13 protein-coding genes are annotated in these 18,524 nt (G+C 53.8%); 4 read left to right on the top strand and 9 right to left on the bottom strand.

The window, feature by feature from the left end; genetic code table 11:
* Window positions 1–136 precede the first annotated feature (136 nt).
* The gene (locus tag DFO46_RS15315) at window positions 137–670 is read left to right on the top strand and encodes a hypothetical protein (protein ID WP_120277868.1); all 534 of its coding nucleotides are present in this window, start codon (window positions 137–139) and stop codon (window positions 668–670) included.
* Window positions 671–951: 281 nt separating this feature from the next.
* On the opposite strand, the gene DFO46_RS15310 is transcribed toward DFO46_RS15315, so the two are convergent.
* The 7 genes from DFO46_RS15310 to DFO46_RS15280 all read right to left on the bottom strand — a co-directional run bounded on the left by DFO46_RS15310 (window position 952) and on the right by DFO46_RS15280 (window position 11,494).
* Window positions 952–1,626 (bottom strand): NYN domain-containing protein, encoded by a 675-nt coding sequence (locus tag DFO46_RS15310; RefSeq protein ID WP_120277867.1) that lies wholly within the window; start codon window positions 1,624–1,626, stop codon window positions 952–954.
* A gap of 259 nt (window positions 1,627–1,885) precedes the next feature.
* The gene (locus DFO46_RS15305) at window positions 1,886–5,068 is read right to left on the bottom strand and encodes a type I restriction endonuclease subunit R (protein WP_120277866.1); all 3,183 of its coding nucleotides are present in this window, start codon (window positions 5,066–5,068) and stop codon (window positions 1,886–1,888) included.
* Window positions 5,065–6,306: a restriction endonuclease subunit S gene (locus DFO46_RS15300; RefSeq protein ID WP_120277865.1), complete on the bottom strand. Its 1,242-nt coding sequence runs from the start codon at window positions 6,304–6,306 to the stop codon at window positions 5,065–5,067. The genes DFO46_RS15305 and DFO46_RS15300 overlap by 4 nt, the downstream gene beginning before the upstream one ends.
* A 5-nt stretch (window positions 6,307–6,311) precedes the next feature.
* Window positions 6,312–7,874 (bottom strand): class I SAM-dependent DNA methyltransferase, encoded by a 1,563-nt coding sequence (locus DFO46_RS15295; protein WP_120277864.1) that lies wholly within the window; start codon window positions 7,872–7,874, stop codon window positions 6,312–6,314.
* 165 nt (window positions 7,875–8,039) lie between these two features.
* Complete coding sequence (locus DFO46_RS15290) at window positions 8,040–9,962, bottom strand: AAA family ATPase (protein WP_120277863.1); 1,923 nt, start codon at window positions 9,960–9,962, stop codon at window positions 8,040–8,042.
* Between the two features lie 38 nt (window positions 9,963–10,000).
* Window positions 10,001–10,441, bottom strand: a complete 441-nt coding sequence (locus DFO46_RS15285) for a hypothetical protein (protein ID WP_245422577.1) — start codon at window positions 10,439–10,441, stop codon at window positions 10,001–10,003.
* A 297-nt stretch (window positions 10,442–10,738) separates the two neighbouring features.
* Window positions 10,739–11,494, bottom strand: coding sequence for a metallophosphoesterase (locus DFO46_RS15280; protein WP_183041909.1), 756 nt, complete (start codon window positions 11,492–11,494; stop codon window positions 10,739–10,741).
* Window positions 11,495–12,002: 508 nt separating this feature from the next.
* Here DFO46_RS15280 and DFO46_RS15270 point away from each other — a divergent pair.
* From DFO46_RS15270 to DFO46_RS15260, 3 genes are read left to right on the top strand one after another with little or no spacing between them, the layout of a single operon-like run.
* Window positions 12,003–13,577: a recombinase family protein gene (locus DFO46_RS15270; protein ID WP_120277860.1), complete on the top strand. Its 1,575-nt coding sequence runs from the start codon at window positions 12,003–12,005 to the stop codon at window positions 13,575–13,577.
* On the top strand, window positions 13,577–14,476 hold the full coding sequence (locus DFO46_RS15265; RefSeq protein ID WP_120277859.1) for a plasmid partitioning protein RepB C-terminal domain-containing protein: 900 nt from the start codon (window positions 13,577–13,579) through the stop codon (window positions 14,474–14,476). The genes DFO46_RS15270 and DFO46_RS15265 overlap by 1 nt, the downstream gene beginning before the upstream one ends.
* Window positions 14,473–15,351, top strand: a complete 879-nt coding sequence (locus tag DFO46_RS15260) for a plasmid partitioning protein RepB C-terminal domain-containing protein (RefSeq protein WP_120277858.1) — start codon at window positions 14,473–14,475, stop codon at window positions 15,349–15,351. Before DFO46_RS15265 ends, DFO46_RS15260 begins: the two co-directional genes overlap by 4 nt.
* A 53-nt stretch (window positions 15,352–15,404) precedes the next feature.
* Here DFO46_RS15260 and DFO46_RS15255 read toward each other — a convergent pair whose 3' ends face one another.
* Window positions 15,405–17,582 (bottom strand): TniQ family protein, encoded by a 2,178-nt coding sequence (locus tag DFO46_RS15255; protein WP_120277857.1) that lies wholly within the window; start codon window positions 17,580–17,582, stop codon window positions 15,405–15,407.
* 6 nt (window positions 17,583–17,588) lie between these two features.
* The gene (locus tag DFO46_RS15250; protein ID WP_183041908.1) at window positions 17,589–18,524 is read right to left on the bottom strand and encodes an AAA family ATPase; all 936 of its coding nucleotides are present in this window, start codon (window positions 18,522–18,524) and stop codon (window positions 17,589–17,591) included.

The raw sequence follows: 18,524 nt of genomic DNA, 5'->3' as shown, positions 1-18,524 counted from the left end.
CGTCAAACTCGATGAGACTCGTCGCCACCTAAGGTGAGACGAAATCAGGCTGTCGCCACATGAGGTGAGACTCGATTCGTTTGCGGGAGGAGCCACCATCGAATCTTGCAGATGAGTACGTCATTGTGAGGGGGAGATGAACAATCTGATCGGCAATGCTATGAAATTCGACGCCCTCTTCGACCACCTAGGTCACGGCTCCCTAAGCAACCAACCGAACCTCATTCAGTGGAGTACGAGGTTGCCTCACCCAATTCAAAAAACCCTTTTCTTATGGACGGCTAGCTCCGAGATGGCTGGTCACATGAACCTGCATATTCTCGACGAAGCCGACCCCTATCAACCGCGTTCGCGCGTGATCAATGAGCCAGTTCAAGGTCTTTTCGCGATGATACCTCCCGGAATGGTCGAACTTCCGGATTGGTGTGAGATTGACGTCATTTACGACGGTGCCGACAACGTCTCATACACCTGGGCAAAGGTGAGGCTGGATCGTGAATTTGAACCAAAGGACGTAGACTGTCCGTTGATCGTTTCCAAGGCGGCTGATGGGTGGTGCCAATTTGTTGAAAACGATGCACGCGGAACCCACGGGGATTTGACAAATCAACATATCTGGAAGGACCTTTTGTCCAGGGCGGGGATCGATATCGCGGTTGAAGCTCGGTAAAACGTTGATCGCTTGATCATTCACCTATGAACATCGACTTCGGACCCAGCGGGCGGGCCGAATGCACGATACCACCACCGCTTCCCTCGGGGACACAAATCCCAACGTTGTCGATTTCCGGGCGAAGCAAGTCCTGCAGCTACCAAAGCCAATGGTCCGCGACTGATTTTACAGGGAGAAACTCATTCCGACGATGAACAAGCCGTTCAATCCCGGCGGTGATCCGAATGCTGAGATCGTCGGATTCGTCCCCTGATAGCTACCTAGTAGAACCATCGGCTTCAGCTGTTGCCGCTACCCTTGCCATCTGGCCGGTTATCCGGATGGACCCACCATGCAGGCGGCTCGTATTCATTTGGTCGCCTAGCTGCTCGATCACCGAGTACGATGTTTGGGAAGACACTCATGTCCAGGTGATCTTTGTTCAAAGCAAGCCGTTCATCAGCGATCTTCGCAATGTGAGATGAAAATTTACGGCCAGGAGGAGACACCGTCACCAGCGATTTGTGTGGGAATGCTTTCTTGAAAAAGCTGGCAGTCGCTGCTTGGTCGGAATCCGCAGTCACGAGGTAAGCTTTGTCGTAAACATCGTTCACGGCATCTTCGTATAAACTCAGAGCGAGATTAATGTCGGTTTCTTTTTCTGTCGGCTTCTGCCAGTCGAACCCGCAGTCGCGGCATTTCCAGTCTTCACGGATATAGTGCCCCATAACGACCGAAACATTTACGTTCGTTAAAGCCTGGATGTATTGTTGGTGTCGCCACTTTTTTCGCTCATCACCCGGATAGTAAGCGGTGCAAAACGTCACCTTCACAATGGCCTCAGATTTGGAGGGCACCACGATTTCAGCAAGTTTCCACAGATTGCACCACTTTAAAAATGGCTCATTCAGGTCTGCAATCGCATGATAGAGATTAAACCCATCGATATAAAACGCAGACCGTGAAACCGACATTCGCACTCCTTGACAACCTCGTCGCCATGATTCATATACAGTATATCAACGCGATGCGGTACGCCGCTAGCACCCCCCCGGCTCCGGCTGGGGGTTTATTTTTTCAGCTACAGTTTGGCGATTTTTACGACGGCTGATGCCTGTCGGGTGTTTACGTATTTGCAAAGCACTAACGTGATCGGATTTCTTTGCGGCTACGCCTCAGCGACTAAGGCTCGTTTCCCGGCCCGGCCTAACGCTCTTTTCATGGGCAATAGGTTCAAGCATAAACCGGGGTTGTCGGATTGCCGGTGTAGGTGGAGAATATGTGCTGATAGACCACGTCAGTCTTCAGGTTCACCTCGTCGTCATCATAACGGCTCTGAGGTAGCCATTGTAGGCTGTTGGCAATGATGGTTTTAACAGCGGCCGAAACCTGACTGCTCTCTCTCCACCGTGCAATCTTCAGCTTCTCTGCCTTTAGCGTCGACAGGGTCTCATCCGCGACCTTCTTGACCTCCGCCATTTCTGTTTTGGAAAGATTGGGCTTCTTCAGGAGATCGAAAATGGCCAGCGTCTCTTCATCCAAGCCTTCCGACATCGCGCGCGACTCTTCGACGGACAAGTCCTTCATGAAGTCCTGAAGATCGTCAAAGGCCTTCTGAACTGCCAGTAGGTCCTTGCCGTTGTTATACTCTTCGATGATCTCCTGGTAGCGCGCATAAAAATCGGAACGCGTTGGGTTGCGCTGTACCATTCCTTCTAGCTTGTCTTCAATTGCCTGCATAAGATCGAAGACCACTGAGTTCTGGTTGCTGGATTTTTGAAAGGCTGCGCGGAGCTTGTCGAAATTCAGTTTGCTCAAGTCCACGTAGCTGTCGTCGCCCACGGGAGTGCCGTCCAAGACGACACTCATGTTCACCTCTTGCTGAAGACGCCGGACCACTGCAGTGATGTCCGTGACATGAAGCTTCTGGTTTATGGCGCGATAAATTGCATCAATCGCGTTATGCGACGCGCTGAACTGCTTGGCGATTTCCTCCGGATAGAGCGCTTTGTATTTCCGAAAAACATCACGCGCATGAAATTCGAATTCGGTCCTGGTTTTCTGGTTCAGGCAGACGGCGTTGATTGCTCTATCCACCAAGCTAAGACGTGTCATTGGTTCTTGAGCTTCGACCAAATCATCCAATCGAAAGGCGAGTTGAAGGAGGCCCATTCTGACCTGCTCGATAGCCGCTTGTAACTCGGAAGCAAGACCTTCCAGACGCTGAGTGGGGCTGCCGGGGCCGTCACTTGGCACTGACCCGTCTGGCTTATCTTTGCCTTCGCCCTCACCGTAAACCGAATAGGCTTTTTCGAGCTGCCGGTAGACGTTGCCGTAATCGACGATAAGTCCGTTCTCTTTTTCGTCGTCATACACCCGGTTTGCACGAGCAATCGTCTGCATAAGGGTGTGCCCCTTGATCGGCTTATCTAGATAAACCGTGGATACGCATGGTGCGTCAAAACCAGTGATCCACATTGCGCACACGATGGCGAGCCGGAAGGGGTTCTCGGCGTCCTTAAACTCGTTCTCAAGGTCCCTCTCCACCATTTTCCGGCGGTGAGGTTCGATATCAAGCCCTAGTTCTCGAAACTTTTTGACTTCGTTTTGCTCACTGCTGACGACAACACAGACCTCTGTGTTTTCCACTCTGGACAGGTGTTGGCGCAGTTGGACTTCTTCTTGTTGGTCAACGCACGCGGCAATTCGTCGACGTAGCTCGGCCACATAGTCAGGCCAGTGCTTCATGACGAGATCAAACATCCGGACAGCGGTTGGCTTATCCAACGCCACGAACATAGCCTTGCCCTGATATCCCCGTTCATTGAAATGCCAGACCAGGTCTTTGGCTATGGCATCCAATCGCGCTTCAGATGTCAGGATCGGGTATTCCCGCGAAAACTCGCGTTCGAGCTTGGCCCTCTGGCGGTCATCAAGATTTTCGCTCTCGATGATTTCGGCCATTTGCTCATCGAGGTCGGGGTTATCGATAGCAAGCTTTTCCCCGCGATTCAGGTAGCGCAAAGGAAGCGTTGCCCCATCCTCTATCGCCCGCTTGAAGTCATAGACAGAAACGTATTCGCCGAAGATATTCCGGGTGATCTCCAGCTCTTCTTCAATCAGAGGGGTTCCCGTGAACCCCAGATAGGATGCATTTGGTAGTCCGTAGAACCGCATGTTCTGAGCAAACTTGCCGCCTTGGGTGCGGTGCGCCTCGTCGGAAATGACGACTATGTTCTTTTGGTCCGTAAGCAGCGGGTAGGTCGTTTCGACCTTCGGGTCTATCGAGAACTTGTGTATCAGGGTGAAGACGTAGCGGTGGTTTTCAGCCAGAAGCCTTCGAAGGTCCTCCCGGCTTTCAGCTCGGACGTTCTCTTCCGTTACCGCTCCGCAGCCAGTGAAGGTGTCGTAAAGTTGGTTCTCTAATTCTGTGCGGTCGACAACAATCAAGAACGTCAGCGAGCCGCCAAGCTTCCTATGCAGTTTTTGACAAAGGAATACGATGGAGTAGGATTTACCCGACCCCTGTGTATGCCAAAATACGCCGAGCTTTCCTTTTAGGTCTGCGAGGCTACTGGTTTGAGCAACCACCTTGTTCACGCCGATGAACTGGTGGTTCTTCGCCATTATCTTGACAACGTCGCTGCCATCGCCGTCAAACAGCAGAAAATTCTCGAAGATGTCGAGCAGCCGGGACGGCTCGCAGGTCCCTCGAAGCAGCGTGTCAAGACTGACAACGCCTTCTTCCTCTTCCTCAATGCGTTTCCAATCGAGGAAGAACTTGTATGGGCTGGTAACAGTGCCGACTTTGGCTGAAATCCCGTTGCTCAGGACAATGAACGCATTGCAGTGAAAGAGGTTCGGGATCGCATCCTTGTAGTCTTGGATGTTGTCTACGTAAGCCGACGGCAGGTCGACACCCTGTTCTTTCAGCTCGAAAACGACAAGGGGAATGCCGTTCACGAAGCCGACGATATCCGGTCGTCGTGGATAAAGCTCACTCGCGACTTCCAATTGCCGGACTGCAAGGAATTCGTTCGCACACGGATTATCAAAATCGAAAACCCGAAGACGTTTGTTTTCGATTTCACCTTTAGCGTTCCGATAGGTTACAGGAACGCCAGTCGTCAGAAGGTAATGTTTTTCCTTGTTAATTTGCCCAAGGGCTTTGTCAGCTGCCTTCTCTGAAATCTTCGAAATTGCATCCGTGTATGCAGCCTCCGGCAGGCCAGGATTCAACTCGTTCAAGGCGCGCCGCAAATGAAGGGGAAGGATGGTGTCGAGCTTGTTGGCGCGGCCGAATGTGCCCTCGGGGCCAAACGTTTCGTTTGTCCAAGCGTAGGCTACACGCCAACCGAGGCTTTTGAGGCAGTCCTCTGCGGCTTGCTCGACATCCCCCTCCCTCATTTTTTTCATGCGGCGATTTCCAGATTGTTATCGGCGGCACTAACATGCGCGGCCAGATCGCCGCTAAGCAGTCTCGGAAGTAGTATGTCGCGCGCTTCCCTAAGAAGCCGATTCTGGTGATGCAAATTTAGGACGCTTTCAATCATAGGCTCCACTTGGGTGGAGAAATCGGCCATGGTTTCAGAGTCCGGAACTAAGACCTCAACAAAATCAAGCTCTTTTCTCTTGATATGTTTCATAGTTGCGCCGGTGGTAAGCCCGTCAAATATACTCAATGATTTCTTGATTGATAAGTATACGAACGCTCTCGAAATATGATTATTAGGCACCACCTTAAAGAGGTGCTGATTAACTATTCCGGTTTCTCCAGACCAAACAACCACCTCCAGCGACGCCGACCAGGAGAAAATTATATCTCCCGGGTTGGTAACATATTTACCAGGAATATTTGTCCCGTCGTTCCTTGGTGTATCTTTTGCGATGCCATTCTTGATCTCTTTAATTTTAATCACTGGCATTCCCTCTGTGCCGAGGTCCGCAGGTTTAAATGCGTATCCGTTGAGGTATTGCGCAATCGACGACAATGGACGCAGCGCCCATCCGCGCGGAACAGCACCGTGATCGCCTGTGATTGGTGATTTGCGTCCTCGATGGGGCATCCTGACAAACCACTCGTCATATTTCATTTCAGCCAGCTCTTCGAACAGCCGTATACGTCTGTTGTTATTTGCGATTAGTCGGTCGTAGTTCGAGAGACGATCTGCGATGTATTTCTGGATGTCCAACGATGGTACCGGAACGAGGCAATTAGCTAGGATTGGCTGACTGAGGTTTTGAATTGTGGAACCGTTAGCAGCGTTAGATATCGCCTCTCTAAATGCTCTGCTCTTACAGAAATATGCTAGATACAGCGGAATAACATCGCTCATCTGCGGTCGCGCGCGTATACAGAAGCCCGAGTATGCTACCGGCTCACTTAAATCGTCTATATATAGAGACCTTCCAACGAGTGACTTGTTTCCATTCGACCTGACAAAAAGGATGTCACCGTTTTCCAATAGGTTATCAGAACGGATTAATCCGTCCGGTACAACTTCCGAAAGCTCCTCATAATTTGGAAAAAATCGATCTTTGAAATCTGCAACACTGATAAGCTTGATACCCGCACCGTATCTTTCAGCGGGGAAGTTCAATCCGTTCCTGAAATCTACTAACTCGCCGAGCCGAACAACTGGAAAATTTTCCATGTCAGTCACTCTCCCATAATCTTGTTGAAGAGCGCAGAAGCATCAGAATTTAGGGTTCTTAGCTCGGAATGAATTTCCTGCAGTCTTGTTTCGTAATCGAAATCGGTTTCGGGGCCCGCCGAGTGACCTACGTAACGCCCAGGCGTCAGACTCCAGTCATTAGCCTTGACTTCTTCCAGGTCCACGATTTTACACAGGCCCTCAGTATCCTCGTAAGTTCCGTGAGGAAAATGTGCCTTCAACCAGGTGTTTTCATTAAAAACATGTGCCACATCTTCTCTTCGATACGATTTCGCAATCGCAGCAATACCTTCTATCTGCTCATTTGAGAAATCTCTTAGGGTTTGATTCACCTGACGAAACGTGTTTCGCGCGTCGATCATCAAAATCTTGTCCCGGTTCTCAGCCTTCTTACCTCGGTCCAAGAACCACAAATGACAGGGCAGTGAGCGCGTATAGAAGAAGTTGTTGCCGACCGCGATAATGCAGTCCACAGCTCCGGTTTCTAACAACTTCTGCCTAATTAGCTTCTCACTCGCGCCGGTATCCGTTGCTGATGAAGGCATGACGAAACCTGCACGACCGGTTTCGTTCAGGTAATGATAGAAATACTGGACCCAGAGATAATTGCCATTATCGGCTTTCGGCAAGCCAATGTCTTTGAAAAGACGCTTATCCGTTTTCACGAACTCCTTGTTTTTGTCGACCTTGTTCACATTGAAAGGTGGGTTCGCCATCACGAAATCGCATTTGCCGACGAGATCGTGTGGGTCAGAATAGAAGCTGTTGCTCTCGATGATTTTCCCTTCGATGCCGTGGATCGCAAGGTTCATTTTCGCCAGCTTCGCGTTGTTCGACTTCAGCTCGGTGCCGTAGACCTTGATTGCTTCGTTTACGCCAAGGTTGGCATGGTCCTGGACGAAATGGCCAGTTTGCACAAACATGCCGCCGGAACCGCAGGCTGGATCGTAAACGATGCCGTGGTCGGGTTCGATAATGTTAACGATCAGTTGGACCAACGAAGGCGGCGTGAAAAACTCGCCGCCTTCCTGAGCACCAGCTCCGCTCATGGAGAATTTCATCAAGAAGTATTCGTAGATGCGGCCGAAGACGTCACCACTGACGTTTTTCACCGAGTCCTTGTTGAAAACGCGGATGAGGTCTCGAAGGAGATCAGGATCAAGCTGCTGATAGTTTTTTGGCAGAATTCCCGCCAGTTCTTCGTAGCTTTCCTCGATAAGGCGCATTGCCTCGTTCACTGCCTCGCAGATATCGACGCCCTCCGGCAGCGACGCCAGATACTCGTACTTTGACTGCTCTTCGAGCATGATTGCGCCCGCTGCGAGGAAGTCTTCCTTAGTTGCAGGTCGCTTACCACGGGGACCTTCTGGAATAGCCGCCGAAATTGCGATTTTGGCGTCTTCGTACCGATTTTGCGCGTATCTCAGCAGTATCAGTCCGAGAACGGGGTCTTTGTATTCTGCAGCTGTCAGCTTCGAATTTGATCTCAGGTTGTCAGCTGCGTCCCAAAGCTCTCGTTCCAGGTTTTTGATCTGCTCATTAGTCATGCGACATTCCATATGCACGGGGCTTCAGGCGAAGATATCCGGCGACATGACCGGTGGTGCTCTGAAGCGCTACAAACTACTTTCAATATGCTCGCATGGGAATATTTCCTATGCAATCCAAGGAATTGCCGTACGTGAAAAATCTATCCCTGATTGGCTCTGTGGTCATCGCGCGGCCCGCTCCCCTTGAGCGTTAGGCCTCTCTTCTGCTTTCATCGCGTCCGCCATCGCTGGCGGAACAAATCCGCGCTCCACTAAAACATTGACCAGATCGTTGAGGAAGACCAGCTCCTCTTTGACGATGCCCTTGGCCCGCTGAAACTGCTGGTGAAGCGTCTCTTCCACGCGCCGGTTCAGGTCCGGGTTCGCTCTCCTCAGCCGTTCCAATTCGGCATCTTCGGACGCTGCGCTGCGCGTAAAACTGTCACCCATGCCAAGCACGCCTTCCATTGATGTCGCAATGCGAGTGGCCAAAGCAAGGTCGGAACTGTCACCGAGACCCGCGCCATCGCCCCGGTTGCCGAGAACCAGTTCCTCCGCCGCCAGTCCAGCCATCACAACGGCGAGCTGGTCGAGATAGAATTGTCGATCCCGACGACCTGTGCTGGGTACTTCGAAATACGCGGCTCCCGCCTGCTGGGCTCCGTTAGTTGCAACGAGGTGGTCTTCGATCTTGGTGCCAAGATAGGTGCCGACCTTCAACCGCAGGCCGACCACGGTGTGCCCCGCCTCGTGGATCGCGATTGCCCGGCGCTGCTCTCCAACGATGGGGATCACCTTTGGCAATGAGGATTTCAAGTCGGACATCTGCAAATCCCGGCGTTCTCGCCGCGCCAGTCTGCGGGCGTCTCTAACTGCTTTGGCAAGGTCAGCGCCGGTCATGCCGCTCGTGACGGATGCCAACGGCTTCAGGTTCATCGGCTCCTTCTGTTGACCGATGTAATGAGCAAGGATGGCAAGACGTTCATCGGCGGTTGGCAGGCTAATCCTGATATGCCGGTCAAGCCGCCCGGCCCTCAAGATGGCCGGATCGATCCTGTCCGGATCGTTGGTAGCACCCACAACCACGATCCCTTCACGCCCACCGACGCCATCGAGGCATTCCAGGAAGGCATTCACGACCTGGATGCTGTAGTCGGAGTGATCGTGCCGAAACTGCTTCCTATCTCCCAGGGAATCGATTTCGTCCACGAACATGATGCAGGGGGCCTGTTCCCGGGCGCGCCGAAAATCTCCCCGCATCGCTTTCAGGAGGTCGCCGAGGTGTCCCGTCGACTGCCACTGACCCAAGCTTGATGCAATGAGCGGCACATCACATTGATTGGCGAGTGCCTGGGCGAAAACTGTCTTGCCGACGCCGGGTGGACCAGAGAGAAGAACCCCGCGATCCACGTCATCCCAAGAGATCACGCCGGTCTTCCAGTCAGCAAGGTCTCTGGCCAACTCCATGCCCCAGGCTTTAGCTTCTCCATAGCCATGCATCGCCTCCAACGCGGGCGTTTCCTTTGGTTGCTTTTTGGTCGGCTCCTCGTCTTGGACCGGGATTTTCGAGAGCCGCTCCAGGATATCAGAGACTTTCCGTCCGCGCCGCAGAACGGCATAGACCTGGTCCATCGGAAAACGGCACAGCGCTTCTGCATCCTGCAGGCTGATCTTCATGTTCAACACGACCGCACACGCAGCTTGCAACGCTCTGCCATCAACGGAGCCAATGTGGATGACTTTATCGACTGCAAGCATGACCGTGGGTGGCAGAGCGTCCGTGGATGGCGTGAGCACAATCGCCCGGGCCGCTGAGCCACATTTGAATGCGAAAGCTTCGACAATACGCTTAGGCTTTTCACCTTGCTCGATGACGACGACAGCCATTTCCTGCTGATTGTAGAAGTGCGTTTGATAGAGCACATCCATGACAGAGTTTGAGTAACTGTCGGTGTCGACACCGTCGGCCGCTACAAGCGCAATGATGCCTGGGCCACCACGAGAAAAGGTTGGTGATTGCTTGACGGCTCTCTGGAGCATGCAATTCAGTGCGTACTCCCGAACGGAGCGGCGAATCTGCTTCTGATATTTGCTGATCTTTTTCATTTCAGACCTTCAGGGAATTCATCGAGCGATAGGAGGTCTCAGCCGTGACGGCGGACCCGTGTTTCCGGTCCAATGAGCGTGTCGAGATCGACCTCGACGAACCGCTCCAGGATCAGGCTGGCGAGGCCAGCTATCGGTCGTGTTTCCCTAAAAGCATTGATGCATTCTGCTACTGTCAGGCTTCCGTGCTCGTCGAGACCTGCCAGCAGACGGATACGGTCTTCCAAGCTGACGGTGGTGCCCGAATACCGGAGAAGGTCGCGAGCATTCCGAAGGCGGATCGGGTCCACATCCCCGCGTGACATGGCCGAGTACACGTAGCCTTCGCCACTCGCAACTTCAGATACCCAGGCTGGCGGATGGGTTCGGGCGATGACGTCAATGACAAGGATGTCGGTTTCCCGCTCGACCACCAGATCGGGCTTGTGGGTGTCACAGCCCCGCCGAAGGGTGACAGACCGGCAGCTCCAGGCCGACACTGCGGTGTCCACGTCCAGTAAGCACGCGATATCCCGCGCCAACTGGCTGCGCAAAACAACTGGTCCGACACAACGAACGAAAAGGGGCGGGGAGTTATCCAGGATGGACGCGCTGGTCGTCACACTGGCTGAAGCAGGAGGAACTCTCATGTGCATACTCGAACTGACACGGTTGATCACGGTCCCGAAGGACGGCGGGATCAGCGGCTTATTCGGTTATGGCGTAGCAGAGTTCTCATGGTGAGAACGAATAGAGAACAGATTCCGGATTGTCAAGAGAGGCAATGATCGGAGAGTTCAGGCTGCAAGTGGCTCTGCGTGAGCGTCGTACGTAGTGACGATGGAGGTCCCATCAACGACCTCGGCGCTGACAAATCCGGTCAGAATATCGTTCTCAAAGATTGCTGCGGAAATCCGACCTGTCCGGTACGAGCCGGTGTCAATCGCGATGCGATTGTTGAAGACCTCTGGTCTTTCCGAGGGCGTGATTGAATGACCGTGAACGATGACCCGTTCCATCATCTCGGTGTGATCGAGGAAACCCTTCCTGATGTACCTGAGGTCCTTCTCGGACTGATCATTGAGGGGCCTCGTCGGATCGATGCCTGCATGCACAAAGCAATGGCGCGGCGACAGAACCATCGAGACAGCGCTCTTGAGAAGGGCGACATGCTCGGGCCGGACTCGCTCCAGGAAGACACGAATTTCGTCATCGGTTTTGAAGTCATCTACCGCGTAAGACTGAAGCGTCTCGACCCCACCCAACATCATCCAGATGCGCTGATCATCGTCGGACAGTTCACCCTTAAGAAGGCGCAGCAGGTATTCGTCGTGATTGCCGAGTACCAGGACAGAGCCCGGGTAGTTTTCAATTGTCGAGCAGACCATGTTCATTGCCGGAAGGCTATGCTCACCCCGGTCAATGACATCCCCAAGGAAGATGAAGCGGGGCTTGTCTGCGGCGTAACGAGATTCCAGGTTCTGAAGGAGCACTTCCAAAACCCAGGCAATTCCATGGATGTCGCCGATGGCGATGGTAATTTCTTTGCTCATGATCCCTCGTTCCTGCTCCAGACAAATAGGGAGCAGGTCTTGCGCGTTAAACTGCGAAATGAGCCCCAAGGCTAATTGACAGTTAACGGACCGGAGGCCGCAATGCCTGAAGGATTGCTGCTGCACGAGCCAAAGACGTTTCTGCCGCATTGAGTTCGAGAGATATCTCGTAAAGGTCTCGCCCGCAAAGCTTCAGGAATTCGTGCAGCACAGCATCGGAATTCCTAGCCAGCAGAATTAGCTGCCACCCGCTGGGGGCTTTCGAGCCTGATAACCAGTACTTTGCTGCCCTCTCGCTAGCGCCGGTCCACCTCATGATCGTTTTCGTGGCGCGCGCGCTTTGGCCTAGCTCAGCATTCAGCGCTTTCGAGATCGAGGCAGCATACAGCTGCCGCATATTGTTTGACGGCACCGGAACGTGGGTGCCCGATATCGGAACCATGTTGCACTGCCTTTCGATGTATGTTCGTCACCGGTGAGACCCGATGCGAACGGTTGAGTTGGTCGAATGGTGATCGATTGGAGTCAAAGAGCTGGCGAAACGGTACCGACCAGTCGACCTACGATCCCTGCCGCCACCTATGTGCGGATGTCCACTGAGCATCAGAAGTATTCTACAGACAACCAGATCGCGGCCATCAAGCAATATGCCGCTCGGCACGGCTTTAAGATCGTCCGCGACTATGCCGACGAAGGAAAAAGCGGGCTCCGATTGGTCGGCAGAGATGCGCTGCAACAATTGCTTTCTGACGTCAGCGAAGGTCGAGCCGAATTCGACGCCATTCTGGTTTATGATGTCAGTCGTTGGGGGCGTTTCCAAGACCCTGACGAGGCTGCTGAAGTTGAACTCCGCTGCAAACGCCAAGGCATCAAAGTTCATTACTGCGCCGAGCAGTTCGCCAACGACGGCAGTATGGGGTCTTCAATCATCAAGACTGTTAAACGAGCCATGGCTGGCGAGTACAGCCGCGAGCTTTCGGTCAAGGTGTTCAATGGCCAAGCCAACCTAATCCGGCGTGGGTACCGGCAAGGGGGACCGCCTGGTTTCGGCCTTCGGCGGCTGCTGGTTGACCAGAACAACAATCCCAAAGGAGAACTGGTCCGTGGCGAGCATAAAAGCATCGCGACTGACCGGGTAATCCTTGTTCCCGGGCCTGAGCACGAAATTCGGATTGTCAGAAAAATATACGATCTCTTCATTCGGGATGGGCTGCTCGAATCTGAGATTGCCTCCAGGCTTAACCGGGAAGGTGTTGTAACCGACCATGGAAGGCCATGGACACGTGGCACCGTTCACCAGGTGCTGATCAACGAGAAGTACATTGGCAATAATGTCTGGGGCCGAACATCGTTCAAGCTGAAGCAATCGCATATCCGCAACGCAGAAGCTGAGTGGATACGTGCCGATGGTGCGTTCACCGGCATCGTGCCAGCCGAACTTTTCAATCGCGCTCGGGCAATAATCCTGGCCCGCGATGGCCGTATATCTGACGACGAAATGTTGTCCAAGCTGTCTCAGATACTCGCTGACCAGGGCCACCTCTCGGGGCTCATTATCGACGAGGCCGAGGAGTGCCCGTCCAGCAGCTCGTACTCTCATCGATTTGGCAGTCTGCTGCGAGCCTACGCACTGGTCGGTTTCGTGCCTGATCGCGACTACCGCTATCTCGAAATCAATCGCGCTTTGCGCCGCATGCACCCGCAGTTCACCACGCAGATTATTGAAGGCGTCCGGCAAGCAGGGGGCGACATCAGGCAGTCGAGCGATAATGATCTCCTGACCATCAATGACGAGTTCACGGTATCAGTCGTCATTGTCCGGTGCATCCAGACACCGTCAGGCTCAATGAGATGGAAAGTTCGCCTCGATAGCGACTTGAAGCCTGACCTGACCATCGTGGTGAGAATGGCGGCCGGAAATATCGAGCCGAAGGATTTCTACCTGCTCCCGCTCCTCGATATGCACGAGGCTGTGCTGCGGCTGTGCGAATTTAACGAACTCTCATTCGACGCCTACCGTGTCGAAACCCTGACCCGATTTTTCAACCTGACCTGCCGGAGGTCGTTGTCGGAGGTGGCGTGATGGTCGCTGTTCCTGCTCAGAAGGTGGAGATGATCCCAATCGACCGCATAGTCGTGGTGAACCCGCGTCTGCGTAACAAAAAGCATTTCAAGGAAATCATTTCGAATATCGGGCAAATCGGTCTCAAGCGTCCGATAACCGTCACACGGCGTATGGAGTCGAGTGGGCCCTACTATGATCTTGTGTGTGGTCAGGGACGGCTGGAGGCGTTCCAGGCGCTTGGTCAGACTGAGGTTCCAGCACTTGTGGTCAGCGCGAACGCCGAAGATTGTCTCGTCGCAAGTTTGGTCGAGAACTGTGCGCGTCGACAGCATAGGGCTGTCGACCTTCTTCAAGATATCGGAGAGATGAAGAAGCGGGGTCACAGCGTGGCCGACATCGCCCGAATGACAGACCTGTCCGCCGAGTACGTTTATGCTGTCGTTAGGTTGCTAGAAAACGGCGAGGAGCGGCTGCTTAGAGCGGTCGAGGTTGGGCAAATCCCATTCAGTGTCGCACTGGAAATCGCCGAAGCCGAAGATCACGACATACAAGCGGCCCTGCAATCGGCCTACGAGCGGAAGCTGCTTCGGGGCAAGAAACTGATGGCGGCGAAACGGATCGTTGAACAGCGAAGGCAACAAGGAAAGAGCTTGAAGAATAAACCCGGCGTCAAAGCCAATCGGCGGCCGATGTCATCAGATCGACTTTTGCAGGCTTTCCAGGATGATGTTGACCGAAAGAAGATATTGATCCGCCGGGCTGAGGCGACCAAAGCGCGCCTGACCTTTGTAACGCAGGCGATTGGCAAACTATTGCGGGATAGTCGCTTCCCCGCTCTTCTGTCCGAGGAGGGGCTGCGGTCGCTGCCTGAAGGGCTTGCCTCGCGCATCGGTTCCAATGAGGGGCGAGCAGTATGAAAGCAGCGCCGGTCAGATTATCTTTCGAGAGCACCAGCCTGCGGGTGCCAATTTCCGAAATCATCCCCCTTAAGCAGCTGACTTTGTCCGTGCTCAAGTCGGTCAAATACGCGCAGATTGCAGCATCCATTGCCGAGGTGGGCATCATCGAGCCGCCCGTTGTCATCAGGGATCAGCAGGAGCCGGAAAAGTTCCATCTTCTCGACGGTCACATCCGTCTGGATGTTCTCGCAAAGCGCGGTGAAACCGAAGTCGTCTGCCTCGTGGCAACTGACGACGAGGCGTACACCTACAATCGTCGCATCAGCCGACTGGCAACGATTCAGGAGCACAAAATGATCCTGAAGGCGATTGAGAAGGGGGTTCCGGAAGAGCGTCTGGCACGCGCACTCAATGTCAACATATCGAGCATACGGCATAAGAAGAGCCTGCTTGAAGGCATCTGCCCTGAAGTCGTCGAGCTGCTAAAGGAAAAGCATGTTCCGCTGAATGCCATCGGCCAACTGAAGCGCATGAAGCCAATGCGGCAGATCGAAGCCGCCGAGCTGATGATCGCCATGAACAAGTACACGGTGACCTATGCTCAGTCGCTGGTCGCAGCCACACCGGATTCGATGCTCATACGCCCCAAAAGGAAAGTCGGCGATCTGAGCGAAGAGCAAATCAGCCGTATTGAGCAACAAGCGGCCTCGCTGGACCGGGAGTTCAAAGCAATTGAGAACGACTATGGAGCTGACCACCTCGATCTTGTTCTGTCCGTCGGGTACGTTTCACGGCTACTAGGGAATGCGCGAATTGTCCGGTTCCTGGCCCAGTACTACCCCGACATCCTCAGTGAGTTCCAGAAGATTTCCGAGCTACGCAGGGCCGCATAGACGGCTGTCCTATGTCGGTCTCCTCGTGTCTGCAAACTCGGTCACTGCTTGGCTCAACCGTCGGATTTCACGCACAGTTCGTGCAGTCGGGCCAGAAACAGCCGCCCCCTTTCGATGTGATGGACCTCGTTGATGTCGCAGCTGATTGTTACTTCTCCATACGATCCATCTTGCCAAAGTAGCCACGGCATTTCCTGTTTGATTGCTTCGACATGTTGGATCACCTGATTGTAACGGCGACGCGACTGAGCTGGGCTAAGTCTAAGTACCAGTCGAAAACCACAATCGGCTTCGAACGCCTTGAGCGAAATCTTGTTGGTTGGGCTGGCGATCCTCGCCTCACCATTGATAAACGCACTCTGGACATTCATCGAAAATCTGGCCGACCGGATAGCAGTTTTGAAGTCAGCCCAGATTGGCATTTCGGTTGCGGAACCGGCATCAGGGCAGGTCTGCAGCCCGAGTGCAGCTCGCGCATCAGTCCGTCTGACAATCGTGCCATACTTCGCACCTTTCGCCGGATCGAAGAACACCGGAATGCCATGTTCTTTCAAAGCCACCCGTACATTGCTGGGACTGCATCCAAGGAACCTCCGGTAAACTTGCGCGCTGGCATACTCAGCATGGAAGTTTTCGACCGATGATCGGCGTACCAGTGTCACCGTCGTTGAAATGGGGATGGCTACCAGTACACCGAGCGTGACCAGGATCGCGACGGTTTGAATCGCAAGACCGGTGAAAGCGGCTACTTCGCTGAATGTCATATCATCGACCCTGCGCTGCAGTGACACTGCATAGCCCGTCGGGGCGTCCTGAATGGCAAAACACAGGCTCGCGAAACCGGTCCTGACTGGATCGATTGATGTTGGAGTAAGTCGTCCCTCCAATACGGCAATGACAATATCGGCAGGCTCGCAATTCAGTCGTCGTGCATGCAGCCGAAGGTGAACGTGCTCGCGAGCCGCTAGTTCGGTAATTCCAGCGGTGGTACGTGCGACGAGGGCATTTACTTCAGATGCAACATAGCGGCGTCCGACAGGTGCCGATTGAGAGACGCCCATGATTGGACGGATGTAGCCAGCTTTCTGTAAACGTGAGAACTCGTGAGGTTTGAGCCCTGTGAGATCAGGCGTCTGCGACAGCGGCAACAGCTCATCCAGGGTGTCCTTCATGCGTTTCATCAGCGAAGCATCAAAATAGTAGTTGTATCGATCAAGCCCCAAATCGAAGTGCTTGATCAGATTCTTGACCCCGTATTCCTTCAGTCCGAGTTCTGCACACGCTTCTGCGAGAGTGATTTCTCGTCTTTGGTCAAACACTTCCTGTCTCAGAATGCGCGACACTCGCCCAACCGAGGCCAGTGCATTTCTCATGACCGCAATGCATGCCCAAAGCGCGGCTGACCTTTCACTTGGAGCCGTATCGCCCAAGTGACCGAACGCGTAGGTAAAGCCGCGTTTGCGCTGCTCCAAAGTGTAGGTATCGGTAAGCCACGTCTGCAGGCTCAAAAGAAGATGATGTTTACCGGCGGAAAGCGCCCTGTATGCCCGATGCTTACTGGCGTCCGCGCTTTCACCTGCGCGCTGGAAGACTTTGGCAAGGAACAGTACACAGTCGATGAAGTCCGCCAGCATTGCACCCTGCGCCAATTCGGGTTCCGGCCCTTGGTCATCACGCAGTCGATGAATAATGAAGGCCTCGAATCCCGCTTCTCGCTGTGCGGCATCGGCTTTTGTACGGGTGAGGTCTTCGCCACTCGCTGATAGCGTAACTCCGGCCTTGCTCCATTGAAGCTTGTCGCCCCCATCGCTTTTGTCTCTCAGTTGGGTCAGATGATGAGGGCAGACTTCGAAGCTGAGGACGTCCCACCAGATGCGATGCGCTGCCTCTTCGGCCAGGCAAGCAGGGCAGAAACGTCTGCTGACGTAGCTGATTTGCCTAAGTCTCAGCCTATCAGAGCCGAGGCGATAGCCATTTTCATCTTGGATTGGCGTGACCCGGGCAAGGTTGCTTTTGGAGCGCTCATCTAGCCCCAAGTGCAACAGTGCCTCAAGGATTTGACTTGGGTTAAGGCTAGTCCCATTCAGACCAATTTCGTTGGCATAAATTCGAGTGCTGCCGTGACCTTCGTTCTCAACCAGTCTGGCGAAATAGCCATAGGAAGGTTCCCCTGCTGCTGGCTTGATCCGCCAATTGGAAAACGGGCGAGCTGCAATGTTGTCGATTCTCATCTGACATCACTCCGTCAGGAAGAAATCGTTCGTCGCGCCCGCAGGCAACTCAGCCCATGCTTCTTCGTGTAGGTGTTGGCGCATGATGCACCCAGAACCGTCGCTGATCGCGCGATAAGCCGCGCGTCGAACCAGGTTCATCACGCGTCCAATGATCCCGTCGCTGTAGCGATAGAAGTCAAACATCCAGTCTGCCCGCCCGAGACGCGACGACGCTGTGAATGGCATCCGGCGATCAATACCGTCCAGAAGCAGGCGAAAATGTTCCATACCCTGCTCGTCCGAGGTCATCGGAACCACGCTCTCAGACGGGAACCCACCCCTGCCGACCAGATAGTCGATGTTGCGGACGAAATCGCGCAGCCTCTCCTCACCGACAAGCAGCACGTTCAGGGAATTGAGATCGGCAAGCTGCTTGATGAAGCTCTGAAACTCCGCCACATGCCTCTTGTGTCGGTCAAAAAACAAGAACTGCGCGTCGTCGATGATTACGAGTTCGGTCCCAGCCAACTTAAGCCTGACCAGTGCATTCTGAATCAGGGCGGAAATCTTGATCGTGGGGACGGACCGCGCGCCAGTTTCGAAGAAGATTCGCTCCGCCATCGTCCCGGGCGTCATCTCAGACGCGGCCGGGATGTAGACGACTGGATAAACTTCTCCGTCTTCTTCCACTCGCGGCGGGATGCGGTCTGCGTAGTAGCGGCAAATGACGGACTTGCCTGTGCGTGATTGCCCGAGAATGCCGCCGATGCTCCCGGTATCGGCAGCACCCCCTACGACCGGGTGGTGGAACCTGGCAATGAATTCCTGCACCGCCTTGAAACCGGGATAAGGATACATGGCAGTCTTCACCAAATGCTGGCGTTCGCGGGGTGACATTCTCGATACCCGACGGCGGTCTTCGTCCGTGCGGAAAGGTTCGGTGTTAAACGTCTGGTTCAT

Source organism: Rhizobium sp. AG855, from assembly GCF_003610655.1.
In the GTDB taxonomy this organism is placed as follows: Bacteria; Pseudomonadota; Alphaproteobacteria; order Rhizobiales; family Rhizobiaceae; genus Allorhizobium; species Allorhizobium wuzhouense.
Note: the sequence above shows the minus strand (reverse complement) of the source record. Positions and strands in the feature narration are given on the sequence as shown.

Coding starts and splice junctions, on each gene's coding strand:
- DFO46_RS15315 (WP_120277868.1), top strand. CDS start 137: ATGAACAATCTGATCGGCAATGCTATGAAATTCGACGCCCTCTTCGAC.
- DFO46_RS15310 (WP_120277867.1), bottom strand. CDS start 1,626: ATGTCGGTTTCACGGTCTGCGTTTTATATCGATGGGTTTAATCTCTAT.
- DFO46_RS15305 (WP_120277866.1), bottom strand. CDS start 5,068: ATGAAAAAAATGAGGGAGGGGGATGTCGAGCAAGCCGCAGAGGACTGC.
- DFO46_RS15300 (WP_120277865.1), bottom strand. CDS start 6,306: ATGGAAAATTTTCCAGTTGTTCGGCTCGGCGAGTTAGTAGATTTCAGG.
- DFO46_RS15295 (WP_120277864.1), bottom strand. CDS start 7,874: ATGACTAATGAGCAGATCAAAAACCTGGAACGAGAGCTTTGGGACGCA.
- DFO46_RS15290 (WP_120277863.1), bottom strand. CDS start 9,962: ATGAAAAAGATCAGCAAATATCAGAAGCAGATTCGCCGCTCCGTTCGG.
- DFO46_RS15280 (WP_183041909.1), bottom strand. CDS start 11,494: ATGAGCAAAGAAATTACCATCGCCATCGGCGACATCCATGGAATTGCC.
- DFO46_RS15270 (WP_120277860.1), top strand. CDS start 12,003: ATGGTGATCGATTGGAGTCAAAGAGCTGGCGAAACGGTACCGACCAGT.
- DFO46_RS15265 (WP_120277859.1), top strand. CDS start 13,577: ATGGTCGCTGTTCCTGCTCAGAAGGTGGAGATGATCCCAATCGACCGC.
- DFO46_RS15260 (WP_120277858.1), top strand. CDS start 14,473: ATGAAAGCAGCGCCGGTCAGATTATCTTTCGAGAGCACCAGCCTGCGG.
- DFO46_RS15255 (WP_120277857.1), bottom strand. CDS start 17,582: ATGAGAATCGACAACATTGCAGCTCGCCCGTTTTCCAATTGGCGGATC.
- DFO46_RS15250 (WP_183041908.1), bottom strand. CDS start 18,524: ATGAACCAGACGTTTAACACCGAACCTTTCCGCACGGACGAAGACCGC.